The organism is Halonotius pteroides (assembly GCF_003605635.1).
GTDB classification, from domain to species: domain Archaea; phylum Halobacteriota; class Halobacteria; order Halobacteriales; family Haloferacaceae; genus Halonotius; species Halonotius pteroides.
Window position 1 is genome coordinate 23,828 of sequence record NZ_QMDW01000024.1, and the last position, 14,392, is coordinate 38,219.

A 14,392-nucleotide genomic window follows, 5' to 3' on the forward strand; every position below is an offset into this window, starting at 1 on the left:
TCAATGGGGTCGATCTGTAACGGAGAGGGCGTATAACCGAAGGAAGCAGACTGAAGCCAACAAATAGATTAAAAATACATCTTTGATCTTGCCTAATCTGGTAAAAAACCACTTGAAGTTTGATATAGGAATATTTGGAGTGCTGCACGTAAAGCGTGAGTTCACCAACGTGGATGGAGCGATAAAAATAGATAGCAGCCGCCATGGAGAGGTAGCGATTAAATACCCACCCCGAATTATAAGATCGTGAGAAAGTTAGTGGTGACTAATAGCTAAAGATGCGAATTTATACATATGGGACTAGATTCGTTTGATCATATCGACACGATGTTAAAAAGCGTACAAGAAGAGGTAACAGAGTCGGAGCTAACATTCAAATTACGTACCGCACGTCAACTATGCGACGCACTCAAAGAACAGTATACAGCTGGACAAGAAGCAATTGAAAGAGCCGATTTAGACGAAGAAACACTCGAATCGCTTCGTCAATTAGGCTATCTTGATTGAGCGGAGTGCTGTGCAAGACTTGCGCCCTACATCTTGCGCTGGCCCTCCTATCGTACAACTTATACTTTAGAGCCTCCATTGAAACGTGGAGAGGAGAAGGCTCTAACGCAACACAGTGAGTCGGCGAGAACGGCAAGTGCAGCGAAGGGAGTGGATTATGGAATCCGGAAGCGGGGAATGGTGTCAGAGCATACCCGCCGACTCTACCAATACATCGACTCAGGGAGAATAAAAAGCCGAGCTGGGGGTTTCTGATCCTGAAACAATCAGCGGTGCTCGCTGAGCTTCTCGTGAACTTGGGATTCTCTGTGTAGAATCCTAAGTTGAGTGCCTACAACCCGTCGATTATTTATAAAAACGATTCAACAATGGAAAAATATAGATTCCACACTTCATTCGAAAAATCGTTTCCGGATTGCAATGTATGACCCCCAGAACGCCTCTACTGGTGTTTTCTGACCGTTTGTTTGTGTTCGGTTAGTTCTGGAACGATTTCCGGAATTCATTTGGGTGGATTCAGTCGATGTACTCTCCACTGAAGGAATATATGAATTTGCCAAAGAACTATATTCCTTTAAACCGTGCGTTTCTATATGAACGACCGAAACCCACCAGATGAGTTTGCAGACGTCAACGAAGCAGTTGGTGAGGAATGGGAAGCAGAAACAACTCCATATGAGCGCATTCGACACGTCGTTGCGCATACGTACAGCCCCGTCTCAGCTGATACCGTAGCTGACGATGCACGGACGGCTCCAAAGACCGCTCGAAAGCACCTGAATACACTCGCAGATGAGGGGTTTGTCGAGACGACACCCGGCGAACAGGGTGGCACGCTCTATCGGCGCTCACCTGAATCACTCGTCGTCGAACAGGCTGCTGACATCCTTGATCACGTCTCGACCGATGAACTCCTCACCCGAATTCAGGAGATGCGCGAGCAACTCACCGAGTATCGGTCTGAATTCGGTGTTGATTCCCCAGAAGAATTGGCGGTCAACCAGACGAACCAGGCTCTCAGCGAAACCGGGCCCCCACAGGATGAGATCGACCCAGAGACGATTCGTGAATGGAAGACGCTTCGACGGAATCTTGCGTTCGCGAACGCTGCCCTCTCGATCGACAACGCCGAGCAATTCGTCGACAGTGACCGTCAGTCGACCGACGACAGCGTCCCTGCCTGAGTAATGCGAGATTCTCCTGACCAAGCAGAAACCCATACTCTTCGGGGGGCTACGGATCGACCGGCACTACTGACGATTCGTGATGTCGTCGAGGAGATGGAACCACTCGCAACAGCTGAACTTGACGACTACCTCCATCCATCCGTCCTCGAAGTTGTGCTTGACGACGGATTATGTGTCGCCGATGAGGCCCGAATCGACATCCAGTGGACGACACGAGATGATTACAAATTCCACTACACGGACACTGAGGGGATGAACCTACGCTGGGGGAAACACCTCCACGCGGGAGACTACATCCACGTCTCCGGGTTAGAACACTATCACCCACCGCCGAATGCGAGTTCTGACCCAAACGATGTCGAAGCGTCTTGTATCACACAATCTCCCGAAGAGTTAGTCACTCGCGCCGTCCTCAAACTCTGGCGGGTCGCCTACCACACGGATTCGTATGAGCCACTCAATGCAGGTCGCAACCCGCCGTAGGAGGCCCGACGGAGGAAAGTCACCACACACCCTTATGAGTACGAAACACGTGGATACAGCTATGAGTAAGGAACAGTCACGCGAAGACCCCTCGGAGGAGGTTATCAGCATGGACGAGTTGACCGAGATCCTCGCCGAGGCCGAAGGGGTAACTCCCGAAGAGATCGAGCAGGGTGCCGAGGAACTCGATCTGGCACCACCCGAAGAGGCGACTGTTCTCAACGAGTAACGGCGTTCTGCAGTTCTATTCTATCGTCGATGGCGAGCAGTGACTGTCGATCACCGCGTCGGCTCAGTGACAAACCTCCTGACTTTTGATCTCGGTGAACTACCACAGTAACACCGACACGGGGCAGGAAATGTTTCCTCACCCGTAGCCTGTCATCGAATCACTCACGACGTGCCGATAGCTCGGTAATTGGGTCAGCCCAGCTGTTTTGTAGGGTTTTGGACTGACTGGTCGAAATACTACCAGATAAGAATGATATTTGTTCTGGTATGCAAGATGCGAGGCGCGTATATCCCGTCATGAATAGGAGTACTAAATTCATAACAATTGTCCGTTATTTACAGATATATTTATATATTATTAGACTAATTTTTAGTAATGAATTCACACACAACCAAATGTCGTAAATGCGGCTGGAATTATGATACTACTGTAAATCGACGTTGTCCACGGTGTAAAACTCCACTACACCCACCATCAGATAGGGCATTTGTAGGTTGAGGTAAGTGAGCAACTAAACAGCTTTATTCGTCACTTGGCAATCTCTCAATGATTGAATAACACATATTTCTGGCTCAGACTGAGCAATTACGGCAGTATCAGGCAGAGTCTCTGAATAAGCCTTGGCAGATGTCAATCAGCGATAGAAACAGGATCCTCGGTGACTTTCCATGTGATACTGCCAGATTTTCCCCACCGTTCTATAGTGAGTCCGAACTCCCCATCACGGATCGCCCCAATATTTGTACCAACTTCCTTCGCTGATAGCCCAATATCTTGGCCGATGACGCGTGATTTGAAATACATTTGAGCATCCACTTCACGGCGAAAGTACGAGAGAATACGTTGTTGCTTGTCTGTGAGAGTGGTACTCACGGTAGATGAGCTACTCATCGGTGCTCTCCCATGTAGCTATGATCGTGCTTGATAGATCTGGGTGGTCGTGGTTCGCTTGGCCCATTGTGTCATAGTTGTTGTGCCATTGATAAAGCTGGATACTTTTTTCATAATAGTAACAACAGCCAAATTCCGATGAATATTCATATAATGTGGTTGTTAGGTGGTAACTGGTTTTGGAGCATGCGTGATACTAATTTGTACTGCATACTATCTATCAACCCATTTCGATGATCCGATTGATCACACCACTAAAGAATATAAACAGAACTACGTAAACAAGGATCACAAGCACGTTCCGGCGAATCGCATGTGGTCTCATGCCAGGAAGTAGGAGATTTGGTGGCCATATTGAGGGAGACATTATTCGGAACCGGTGGATTCGTCTGACGAGTCGCTAGATCCACCGCCCCGGTTTGATCGGGTATTTGAGTTCGGAGTCGAATCAGGTTTGTTGCTACCAGAGTCTACCCCTGAAGACGACCCAGCGGACTTCACACTACTCCCAGTGGAGTCGCCGTTTGATCCACCGTCGGAATCTTTTGGCTGTCCGGAGGTTTGGGTGTGTGAATCTGCCGTACCACTGGCTGGTGAGCTATCATGCCGTTGTGTATCAGATTCGGAGGAGGCGGGTGGAGACTTACTTGGTGTCGTCGCCTGCTCTGAGGTCTCTATTGTGGAGGATTGTGAATCTCCTCCCGTCGATGTGTCATCCGATTTGGGAGGTGCTGATTCCTCCGACGTTCCAGATTGTGGTGCTCCACCGTCGGAAGTCGGATTCGTACCTGAGGGCGATTCGGATGTATCATCTTCCTCAGGTGATTCGCTCGGTTGGGAGTCTGAATCGCTCTCAGTGGGCGATCCTTCTGAACTGTCGGCTTCTAAGTCGTTCGGCTCTTCGGACTGTGGAGTCGTACTGTCCGAAGGCGAATGTGAGTCCTCATTTGGATCTGGCCCATCCGTATCGTCTTCAGCGGGTGGATGATCTGATTGGGATCCTGATTCTTCTTTTGTAGACGACTCCTCTGATTCTTCAGACTGCGGTGCCTTCCCACCGGAAGCAGATTGCTCATCTAACGCTGTATCAGATGTGTCGTCCCTTGGAGGGGGATTGTCTGATTTCGATTTTGAGTCTTCATCAGGAGACGAATCTTCTGATTCGGCCGGTGGTGAGTGATCTGATTTTTCCGATTGTAAAGTCCCATCGTTGGATCCAGTGTTGGATTCACCATTTGAAGTTGGATTAGACGTGTCGTCTTCCGCTGGTGAATTAGCTGGTTGCGACTCTAGACGTTCTTTTGTAGTCGAGTTTTCTGATCGATCGGATGCCGAGTCCTCTGGTTCTTCCGACTGTGGAACTTCCTCATCGGGAGCCAAACTTCCATTGGAAGGCAGTTCAGATGCGTTATTTTCCGGGAGACCGTCCAGTACCGGTGATGGGTTCTCATCAGTATCCGGTACCAATGAACCGTTTTCCGTTTGGTTTTGTGCTGTCTCGTTGCTGGTGGCGTTTCGTGCTGTCTCGTTGCTAGTAACATTTGTCTCTATGGTATGCAGGGTGTGATCCTGTGAAACCATCTCAATGGCCGGTACATCGGCATTAAAACCGATGGAAACAGATTCTCCATCTGATAGGAATGCGACTGACCCGCTTCCAGTCGTCGCCGCGACGAAGACAAAGAGGGCACTGAGAACGACGGGTAGTTTACTCATCGCTTTCCTCCGACATCTCACCCTCGCCACCGTCAGGCAGCGGGAGGGCCGGTGGCAAACGTGGCTCGTCGGGGTTATTCGCTTGCCATGCCGAGATGGTCATCGCCCCCGTAAACAGGAGCCCAAGAAGCCCCGCAGTGAAGACACCGACCGAGAGTGGGGTCGGTGCGGCGGCGGTAGTGACCTCACGGTAGATGTTCCAGCCCGCATATACGAGCAAGACTGTCATCGCAAGTAGTGTGAGTTTCAGATCCACGATTGCGAGTTGCCCGGTGTCGGACGAGGACGGGTTATGGAAGTCCGAGCTTGCAGTGGCTTGGCTAGTGGGAGTAGACTGTGTTTCAGGATCGATATCATCGGCGTGGGCAATCGCATTCTCCACGTCATCCGTAGTCTGCCACTTAAAATTCTGCTCGCCATCGGTACCGACGGTCGCTGTTGGATTATCGGCCGATACTGACTGGTGGGCTGTGTCTGATGCGGTGGTGGGATCCTGGCGAGCCCACTTGCGGAGTTCACTCACCCCGAGTAGCACCAGCGGAATCACCACAAGCAGGACGTAGCCGACAGGCGAATTCGCCCACAGGATCACATATCCGACAAACGGGATCGTGATGATGGTGCGTCCGATAACGGATTCAAAGGCAACAAGCCCCGAATCAACGTTCTCATTGGCATCACCTTTGGTCTGGTAGCCACCGTCCCGTTCGTCGATCACACGGTGTGTTGTCGGCACTTGGTCGCCGGTATCATACGTGATGATGTCACCGACACCCACGGTGGCAGTTGCATCGACGATCACTACATCACCGGGCGAAAGTGTTGGCTCCATACTCCCTGACAGGACGACGTAGCTCTCGTCGGCCCCAACCACCTCGGGGAGGGCAAACACTACAAACGGCGAGACAGCCGCGATCAGCACGAGCGTCACCACAAGGCTACGCGCTCTCGGCAACGATGACCGTGAGAGCGGGATCATCGGTCACCTCGGGCAGCTCCGGACGCACCATTGCCGTTCCCGTTCCAACCGCTGACGACAGTATTCGAATGTGAGGGATCAGTACACCCCTCGCAGTCTGCCTTCGAATCGGCCGTACAGACACAGACTGTGACGTGGCTAATCGCGGTTCCCTCTGGTGCGTACACGATACCGTTGGTGTCACTGCCAGGGAGAGACAGTGTGTCCGCCGAGAGGCCATCGGTGCGGTCATACTGCTCGTATCCGCGACCACCTTTGACCGCGACCGTGCAAATCGGCGGGGCGTTTCCACCGGTAAAGCTCACAAGCCGGAACGCAATCCCGACCGTTTCGCTACCGCCACCCTTGTCTGCGGTATCGTAGATCTCCAATCCGTAGTCTGGATCGCCGTTATTGAAAGCGTATACTCCGGGGGTGGCGAAACTCTCGCTTAGTCCCGACTGCGTATCGTCTTCAAACTCAAGTTTCCCAAGCGTGTTGCAGCATGGGCATGGGTCAGCGGCAGGACATGGATCTGAATCCACCCCTGCAAAGGGATTCTGCGTGGATGCGTTTCGGCACTGGAGGGCTGCAAACCACAGCGGTAACGCAACCGTCTCAGTTCCGATATAGCCGTCGAGTTCGTACTCGATGAGGAGACAGACAGTGTCGACCAAGCAGTCGTTGCCTGCCGTCGACGGATCACCGTCGACCCGGAATCCCCCGCGGAGATCCTCAGCAACCTCACGCAGTGATCCAGCAGTGACTCGCTGGAGGCGGCTTCCGGAGTGACAGTCAGCGTACGACACCACAACGTGAATCGACTCCGCTACTGCAGTCGATTGTGGAACCGGGCAGTCTGTCGCAAGCCACAACGCTGCCGGGTTGTTGACCGCATCGCCACGTTGCGGCAACGCGAACGTGAGACGCATGCTCCCGGAGGCAGCAGTTGGGCTGAGCGACCCGATTGGCAGCCTCACACGTGGGCCATCGATTATCCCCTGTCCGTCAGGCTCGCCAGCACCCGGGCCGGTCAGCAGTTCGTACTCCGCACGCAGGTCGACTGTGCCGGCCGTGATCGAGGCGTCATACCGCTCTGTATCGCGGAGCATTGCAGCGGTACCAGTTCCCATCAGCGCGCCGGCCCCACCCGTGGCGGCTACCGCCGCCAAGATCCGGCGTCGAGTCACAGTCATTGTGACCCTCCACCGGTGAACGGGCTGTCTTCCCCACACGGACCGCCACCGAAGGAGAAATCGAATCCCAGTGAGTCCCCTTGCGCTTCGTTGCCGGTGTTGGCCGGTACCGCCCAGCGAAGCGCGACACACCGCAAGGTTCCCGGATCAAGACAGTCGAATGCGAGAAGCCCTGCATCAGCACCAACGTTAGTCGTCGGCGAGAAGGCTTCAGCGACGGGGGCGGGCGCGACAAGCGGCGATTCAAGACTCTCATCGAACTCTTTTTTACCGTTACAGCTGCCAAACGGGGAGCCGTCGCGCCATATCTCAACGGTCGCAAGCTCGTCAAGTTCACCGTCATTCGATGTCGTATCGCCCTCAACCTGTTCGGGGCCGTTGATGCCATTCTCGGAATCGTCTGTTACCTCTGCACGGAGCCACACGTCAAGCGGCTCGGCAGGATCTGCAACCACTTCGAGACCGACAACGACAACCCCGGTGTCACCCGGAAGGACGTTTTGCACGGCAATAACCGGGCCGGAGGCGTCAGTCACGAACGTCGCTTCTTTTGTGTACCCAGGGCCCCCATCGGGATCTAAGGTTGTTTCGAGGTCGTCGTCGGTGTCGGCATGGTTTTCGACAAACGTGCCGTTGTATCGCTCATACCACGCGATGCTGAGGCGTTGGTCGTCGGTATCATCATCGGGTGCGGCGTACGTGTACTGTGAGAACTGCGGCGGGTTCCAGGGCGCTTTCCCGACGGCGACGATCCCACCGACTGTGAGCGTCCCGCCACCGATACCCGTCAACAGTTTCCGGCGTGTTAATGTCATTGTCAGTTGTCCCGGATACGCCGGGTCGTTGGTGGATCGGACGTACCGATCCGTTGGTCGGATGAGTGTAGATCAATAGCGGAAATAGGTATGAGCCGATGTCATCCAGGTACGGCGTTCGTACCGGACGGCAGGCGGCCACTACCACGCTCACTAAATCATGCTACCTCATCGGGGCGATATGCTGTGGTGTTCAGTTTGGGGTCGTTATGTTCTATCATTATGCTGTTTATTCCGGTATTCGTTGGGTTATCTGCGGTCTTGTGTGACCGTTGCCGGTGCCTGTTTCGTGCTCCCTGTCTCGGTGACGGAAGAATACCCACCGGAGGAGTCGAACCCCCGTTCGCCGTCGTGGGCTGTCGCAAGAACCGATCAAGCGACTTGCGGCCCGGCACCATCGTTGTGCCGTTCTTGTTCGGTGTAGAACCCTAAGTCGAAGCCAAGGGTGTCACCTTGCACCTGATTTCCGACTGTGAACGGAAGTTCCCACGAGAGTGCAACACAGTGCATCACGCCCTCGCCGCGGAACGCCTCTCGATCGGGGTTGTCAGCAGGATCAGTCAGCTCGTCGTAGATCGTGGCTCGGTTGCCGTCAAGCGGGATCCCGTTACCATCCGCTAATTCGGTGAGTACAGTGGCAAGACTATCTTGCATGATAACTTTCTCAGCGACCGTTTGAGCCGCGAGATTTCCGAACACATTCGGGATATCTACTGGGTTGTCAACATCGTTGAAGAAGGATGGATCTCCGCCGGTTCCACCGGCCGAACCAGCCATCGACTGAAGGATACTATCGTTTGCGCTTCCAACCGAAATGGTGAACACGTCTGTAGGCGGCGACAGTGATCCAGCACGGGCGTTGTCGGCTGCGGTGACTGGATCGGAAAACTGCGTGCTTCCGGTTCCGTTGAACGATTCGCCATCCGAGAGAATGATGTTCGTGTAATCCACCCCGTTGCGGCCATTAGCATCGATTTCAGCTTGCGCATCGTCGACGCCTTCGCCGATGTAGGTACCCGTCGCAATCCCATTCGTAAAGAATGGACTCGGATTACCGTCACCATCGAACGGCGTCGATGGAGCACTACCGGTCACAACATTTGCAAGTTTCTGGCGAAGCCCTGAGAGCGCCCCGTCGACAACCGAGAGGTCAGTCGTCAGTGGCTGGAGGATCCCAGTTCGAGGAATATTGTCGTCGGTTCCTTCGCCGTCAAAGTAGGCGACCCCAACTTGCACATCCGCGTTCTGGGATTGAAGGTAGTCAACGAACTGACGAGTCCCCAATTCAACGAGATCAATCTTTGTCGTTTCTGACAATGTAGTCCCATTGAGCTGAATGTCGTCAGTACTGACAAGCCCGCCGTATTGATCGTACAGCATCGATCCAGAGAAGTCCAATGTCAGCATGATATCGACCGGTTCGTCGATATCGTAGACATTGTCGCAGTCCTCATCGTACCACAGCGTCGCTTGGATCTCATCCCCAAGCGTACCGAGGTTGTCTGGATCAACTGCCATTTCAGGGTCAGTGAGGATACCGCCGTCTTCGGAAACATTGTCAGCCTGCATCCATAGGTAGCCAGGATTATCACACAGGTGAAGCGAAAACGTAATTTCGCCGCTGTCTCCGGGCTTTACATCGGAGAACTGCACCAGCGTCTCCATGTTTTCATCGGTAACAGGGTCAACGCCGAAGTCAGCCTCCGATAGCGGCGGAATGTTCTCACAGGTCAACCCGGGGATGTTCGCACCATTGCTGTCAGGATCGTCGTCGTCCGGGAAATCACTGTAGTTTTGAACGGTCTGGGTCTCTGGGTCAATGATCGACTGTTCGCCGTCGTTGTCGTGATCGGGGTGGGCACTGACGAAGGTTTGGCCGTCGCCGAAGTCGTAGGTCTGTTGCCAGTCGACCAGCAGGTCAAGCTCACCCGCGACGAGCGAGTTGTCGACGAACTCCTCTTCATCGCTAAAGAACGCGCTCGTGCCGGCACCAGCACCCGCAGACGCGAGTCCAACGACACCGATCCCCGCGAGCACCTTGCGGCGGGAAAGTCTGGGTCTTTTATTCATTATATGTCATCCCCATAGGGGGAAATCCCGCCGACGGAATCGAACCGTCGTGGTATACCAACGCGGGATGGGAACCGATCCGCTGTCCGGTATCGTTTCCACCGGACAGCAGAGCCTGAACAGCGGGGGGAGCCAGTCAGCGTCAGCGGGGAAGGCTCCAAAAGAATCCGCTATTCGGTACTTCTACTACGAGCTTATTGACCACCAGTTGAGTTGTTCACCGGAGCTGTGTTGTTGAACGGATCCTCGTTGTGTCGAACCTGTTCGGTCTCGAAGACGAGATCAAACGAGATCGAGTCGCCCTGAATCACGTTGCCGACCTGGAACGGGATCTCAAGGAGGAGACAAAACGAGTAGACGCCCTGGTTGGCCTGGTCGTTAATCGGCAGCAGGTCGCCGTTGTCGTCTTTGATTAGGTATCCATCCTCAAGCACTCCGTTTGCCTCGCGGGCGTTTGTGTAGTGAGTGACACCGTCGACGACACCACCAACATCTGGCGATCCGTAACTGATGTTAAGATCATCAGAGGCATTGTTGAATACGGGATCGAGTGTGGAGAGTCCAGTCTTGTCGCCACTGGTCTCGTCATAGTTTTGCCACACGGTCGTCAGCAGGAATTCACCGAGGTCGGCATCGTTGTCGGTGTCACCCTCGACGTCCTGCTCGGGTTCGGGGTTGGCACCACCGTTCTCTACGAACTCTTCTGTGCGCACCTGCACGTAGCCGGGGTTGTCGCCGACCTCGATATCGAAGCAGATAACCGCCCAGTCGCCGGGCTTGACATCGTCGACCTGAATGCCCGAAACCACGTCGCCATCAGCTGTTTCGCTCAGGTCAAGGGCACCTTGCCCGGTCCAGTAATCGTCGGCCGCGACGACGTTGGCGGTGACACTCATATCGAGCGTCCCCGCGGTGAGCGTGTTATTTTCGAAGCTCTCTTCATCGCTGAAAAACGCCGAGGTACCGACGCCGGCACCCGCAGACGCGAGGCCGACAACACCGAGACCGGCTACCATTTTGCGGCGTGAGAGGCTGTACAGTTGGGGGTTGTTGTCTTCTGTCATGGGTCTGTTTCCCGGGTAGACCACGTTGAACAATCACAGGATCGTCCGGTCGGCTCGGGACAACTATCCCCACATCACAGGGGGTATTACCTATGTGCTGATTCAACTGTTTGAGGCCCTCTCGGAGGTGTTTTGAACGGATGATTACGCCATTTGGTATTCAAACAGACTGACCATACCAGTTTGCACGGAACGCATACCGCCTCGTTAGGCGGACATACCGGTCGTCTCCAGCCACCATACCGACTGGGTTGACTAGTCATACCGATTTGTACAGCTCCCGTACCAGTAGTATCCAGTTGACATACCGGTTTGGTACTCTTACCCTTCTATCTGTACCCAAATAGCAGTGAATTCATATCTATCTCACTCACGCGCGTTGCGACGAGCAATGTTCAATCAGGCCATGCTGCCCGAGGTAGAGGTGTACAGCGTGCTCAGTAACGCGCGCCGACGCGAGGTGCTCATAGAGCTGTGGAAACAGCCTGAGAGTATGTCGTTGCGTGACCTTTCGGAACGAATCGCAGCCACAGAGTCTGGAGAACGCCCCGCGCCACGCGCGCTCCGGGAGAGCGTCTACAACGCGCTCCATCAGACACACCTTCCGAAATTGGACAGCCTCGGACTGGTGGTGTATGATCCAAACCGGAAGACGGTGCGTGTCTGCTCGCAGGCAGGGCAGCTGAATCGCTATATGGATGTGACAACACGTATCGGCGTCACATGGGGGGAGTATTATCGCGCACTCGGCGTTGTCGGACTGGTTGTGACAGTCGGCTCGTTAGCAGCAGTTCCGCTACTCGCTGCAGTCGATCCGCTTATCCCCGCAACAGCCTGTCTCTTGTTGTTTGCCGGTTCAACCATCTATCAGCTATACGCTGGGCGGCTGGGTACCGGCGGTCAGGTGACACGGCTCCTCGCACGCTTCTTATAACAGCCCGCGATGTGCGTTCGTTTAATCGTCATCAACAGCAGCTGCGTCAGTCTCGAAGAGGCGAGCATCACAGTCGTGGCAGACGGCAGCGACCACCTCGTACTCCCGACAGCAAGAACTCACTGATTCGGTTCCAAGCCTGATCTCGCCCCAGCAGACGGGGCAGGTGTCACAGCAGGCGCGGATTGCTGAGAGGGTTCGTCCCCGAGCCGAACCCGGAACCATATCCCATTCATCAGTCCAGTCAGCAAGTGTACGGTGAGCAGCAAGATCGGTAATAAACGCCGCCCGTGACTCCCACTTGCCACGGATCGAGTCGTCAACAGAGACACGCCACGACAGGCCGCCATCGACAAACGATAGCTGCTCCGGGGCAACATCTAGCAGATCAGCCGAGCCAGCGAGCAGTGCTGCATCGGAATCAAGCTCAAGTGCGGCCACTTTGAGACCCACTTCAAACTCCGGGGCGAGCCCAATATCGTCACCGTCGTCGACCACAACCGATGTTCGGGTGAGAAAGGAGACAATGTCGAATGCATCCGTCGGTTCCTCTGGTGGCATCGGGGTGTCGGCCGCCGACTTTCCAAACAGATCGAGCACTCGGTCAGGGAGATACCGTTTGGTTAACGCAGGCGTCCCGGGTACCAAGTACCCACGAAGATAGATACTCGCAAGCGAACCCAGCGCAACCGGAATGCCGGCTGGCTGCCAGACAGCCGTAGCCCCAGCAGTAATCGCCGCCGCAAACATGAGGTTGACAACGGTACAAGGGCGACACCGATTCTCACCGGTATACTCAGGGCGGCGAATCGCCCGAAAAAGGCCAGAAGTCGATTTTTGTGTCATGTGGTTCCGCTAAACGATGGTCGTTAGAACAATTAGGTATGGTTGACCTAACCCGATTGAAGAAATCGTTCGACTCAAAAAGGAGATCCCGGGGTCTGTAATTACAGGTTTCGATCCGATTCCCGGCCGGGATACCCGATAAAAGTATACTGAGTGCGTAATCGCCCTCCCTGTCACTCGATTAATAAATAACCAACTAAACTGGAAATTGTGTGGTATTAATGTAGCAGAGAGTGCTTTACGGTTCGTATGAGCAAACTGCAGCCAGTTGCCAAACCACTCCCAGCCGACAAACAACAGCTATCAACCGAAGCTGTCTTCGAAACACTAAGTAGTCGCCGGCGTCGGTTCACACTTTATTATCTGTCACAGGTCGGTGAGTCTGTCACCATCCGGGAACTTTCTACGCAGATCGCCGCATGGGAAAATGGCGTTGAACTACACGCAGTGACACCGAAGCAACGAAAACGGGTGTATACCGCCCTCCACCAAACGCATCTCCCGACGATGGATCGGCTAGATGTGATCGTGTATTCGAAAGATCGCAAAACCATCACCATCACCAATCAGATTCAGGAATTTGATCTCTACCTCGATGTTGTGCCACCTAATGACCTCCCGTGGAGCCAATTTTATTTGTTACTGAGTGCAGCTATCTCTGTGTTGGTAATCATCGCTGTCCAAGGGGTGGCACCGTTTTCTTCCGTTGGCGGATTCGGGTACGCACTGCTGGCCAGTGGCGTCTTCATTATCACCAGCAGCCTCCATTACCTCCGTGATCGACGGACGCTAATCGGATCCGCAGCGACGCCTCCGGAGGTGGAGCCACCACGGGAAATTACGGAATAACGCTGTCGTCGTAGTTCCAACAGCTACGCTCCCGACGCGTTCTCGGTGACAAGCCCCTGAGACATCAGCCGGCGAGCAACGACTACAAGCCCGTTTCCAAACCCCTCACCGAAAACGGCTTGTTCAGCTTTTGAATCCGGTATGATCGAACTTACTAGAATTGAGGCACCGTCAACCATCAGCAGGCGACCAATCGCAGTGTCATCCGCCGTTGCATTCTCACCGTGCAACCAGCCAAGCTCCGAGACAAACGTCGTGGCGGCCGGCACGGCTGTTTGAATCTCTGCTTGCAGCGACGGCGTTAGTGCGCCCACGGTTAGTTCGATGTCGTCTTCCACCCCGGTTAACGTCTCGACAAGGTCTGCGGTCAACAGCGTTTTATCCCCGATAACCAAGACAATCTCTTCGGTCGCTGTTTGGATTAGCTGTTCTGCCCGGTTTTCGATCGGGTCTCGGCCGCGCATCGTCCAGACTTCCTGTGCCGACGAGCTGTCGTTATCCTCGACGGTCTCGACTGTCTTGAGCGCGTTGTGAAGGCGATCAACACGACTCTCATACCGATCACGAAGTGTGGCAGTTGTCTCCTCTAATACTGATAGCTGAAAATTCATGAGGGTTGAGCCACAGTATCCAATACGGTGACA

Annotated in this window: 15 protein-coding genes; 6 read left to right on the plus strand and 9 right to left on the minus strand. The window is 54.1% G+C overall.

Annotated elements, in window-relative coordinates; translation table 11 throughout:
- Positions 1 to 294: 294 nt before the first annotated feature.
- The 4 genes from DP106_RS15540 (at position 295) to DP106_RS15940 (ending at position 2,406) form a co-directional block, all read left to right on the plus strand.
- Entirely contained in the window at positions 295 to 507 is a 213-nt protein-coding gene (locus DP106_RS15540; RefSeq protein ID WP_133305144.1) for a hypothetical protein, read from the plus strand.
- A gap of 593 nt (positions 508 to 1,100) precedes the next feature.
- Positions 1,101 to 1,691 carry a DUF7342 family protein gene (locus DP106_RS12865; protein ID WP_120085911.1) on the plus strand — a complete coding sequence of 197 codons (591 nt, stop codon included), beginning with the start codon at positions 1,101 to 1,103 and terminating at the stop codon, positions 1,689 to 1,691.
- A gap of 3 nt (positions 1,692 to 1,694) precedes the next feature.
- Positions 1,695 to 2,177 (plus strand): hypothetical protein, encoded by a 483-nt coding sequence (locus DP106_RS12870; protein ID WP_120085912.1) that lies wholly within the window; start codon positions 1,695 to 1,697, stop codon positions 2,175 to 2,177.
- Between the two features lie 61 nt (positions 2,178 to 2,238).
- Positions 2,239 to 2,406 (plus strand): hypothetical protein, encoded by a 168-nt coding sequence (locus DP106_RS15940; protein ID WP_165857898.1) that lies wholly within the window; start codon positions 2,239 to 2,241, stop codon positions 2,404 to 2,406.
- Positions 2,407 to 3,039: 633 nt separating this feature from the next.
- On the opposite strand, the gene DP106_RS12875 is transcribed toward DP106_RS15940, so the two are convergent.
- The 7 genes from DP106_RS12875 to DP106_RS12900 all read right to left on the minus strand — a co-directional run bounded on the left by DP106_RS12875 (position 3,040) and on the right by DP106_RS12900 (position 11,119).
- The gene (locus tag DP106_RS12875; RefSeq protein ID WP_120085914.1) at positions 3,040 to 3,300 is read right to left on the minus strand and encodes a DUF7123 family protein; all 261 of its coding nucleotides are present in this window, start codon (positions 3,298 to 3,300) and stop codon (positions 3,040 to 3,042) included.
- 366 nt (positions 3,301 to 3,666) lie between these two features.
- Positions 3,667 to 5,016, minus strand: coding sequence for a hypothetical protein (locus DP106_RS15545; RefSeq protein WP_133305145.1), 1,350 nt, complete (start codon positions 5,014 to 5,016; stop codon positions 3,667 to 3,669).
- Complete coding sequence (locus DP106_RS12880; protein WP_120085916.1) at positions 5,009 to 5,995, minus strand: signal peptidase I; 987 nt, start codon at positions 5,993 to 5,995, stop codon at positions 5,009 to 5,011. The genes DP106_RS15545 and DP106_RS12880 overlap by 8 nt, the downstream gene beginning before the upstream one ends.
- A complete protein-coding gene (locus DP106_RS12885; RefSeq protein ID WP_133305146.1) occupies positions 5,992 to 7,170 on the minus strand; it encodes a hypothetical protein in 1,179 nt (392 codons plus the stop codon). Before DP106_RS12885 ends, DP106_RS12880 begins: the two co-directional genes overlap by 4 nt.
- The gene (locus DP106_RS12890) at positions 7,167 to 7,985 is read right to left on the minus strand and encodes a hypothetical protein (RefSeq protein WP_120085920.1); all 819 of its coding nucleotides are present in this window, start codon (positions 7,983 to 7,985) and stop codon (positions 7,167 to 7,169) included. Before DP106_RS12890 ends, DP106_RS12885 begins: the two co-directional genes overlap by 4 nt.
- A gap of 372 nt (positions 7,986 to 8,357) precedes the next feature.
- Positions 8,358 to 10,055 carry a SipW-dependent-type signal peptide-containing protein gene (locus tag DP106_RS12895; protein WP_120085922.1) on the minus strand — a complete coding sequence of 566 codons (1,698 nt, stop codon included), beginning with the start codon at positions 10,053 to 10,055 and terminating at the stop codon, positions 8,358 to 8,360.
- Positions 10,056 to 10,249: 194 nt separating this feature from the next.
- Positions 10,250 to 11,119 carry a SipW-dependent-type signal peptide-containing protein gene (locus DP106_RS12900; protein WP_120085924.1) on the minus strand — a complete coding sequence of 290 codons (870 nt, stop codon included), beginning with the start codon at positions 11,117 to 11,119 and terminating at the stop codon, positions 10,250 to 10,252.
- Positions 11,120 to 11,510: 391 nt separating this feature from the next.
- On the opposite strand from DP106_RS12900, the gene DP106_RS12905 reads away from it, so the two are divergent.
- Entirely contained in the window at positions 11,511 to 12,053 is a 543-nt protein-coding gene (locus tag DP106_RS12905) for a DUF7344 domain-containing protein (protein ID WP_120085926.1), read from the plus strand.
- Positions 12,054 to 12,074: 21 nt separating this feature from the next.
- On the opposite strand, the gene DP106_RS12910 is transcribed toward DP106_RS12905, so the two are convergent.
- Positions 12,075 to 12,899, minus strand: coding sequence for a hypothetical protein (locus tag DP106_RS12910; protein ID WP_120085928.1), 825 nt, complete (start codon positions 12,897 to 12,899; stop codon positions 12,075 to 12,077).
- A gap of 249 nt (positions 12,900 to 13,148) precedes the next feature.
- On the opposite strand from DP106_RS12910, the gene DP106_RS12915 reads away from it, so the two are divergent.
- Positions 13,149 to 13,748 (plus strand): DUF7344 domain-containing protein, encoded by a 600-nt coding sequence (locus DP106_RS12915; RefSeq protein WP_120085930.1) that lies wholly within the window; start codon positions 13,149 to 13,151, stop codon positions 13,746 to 13,748.
- Between the two features lie 23 nt (positions 13,749 to 13,771).
- Here the strand turns inward: DP106_RS12915 and DP106_RS12920 are convergent.
- On the minus strand, positions 13,772 to 14,392 hold a 621-nt coding region (locus DP106_RS12920), incomplete at its 5' end, for a phospholipase D-like domain-containing protein (RefSeq protein WP_205738942.1).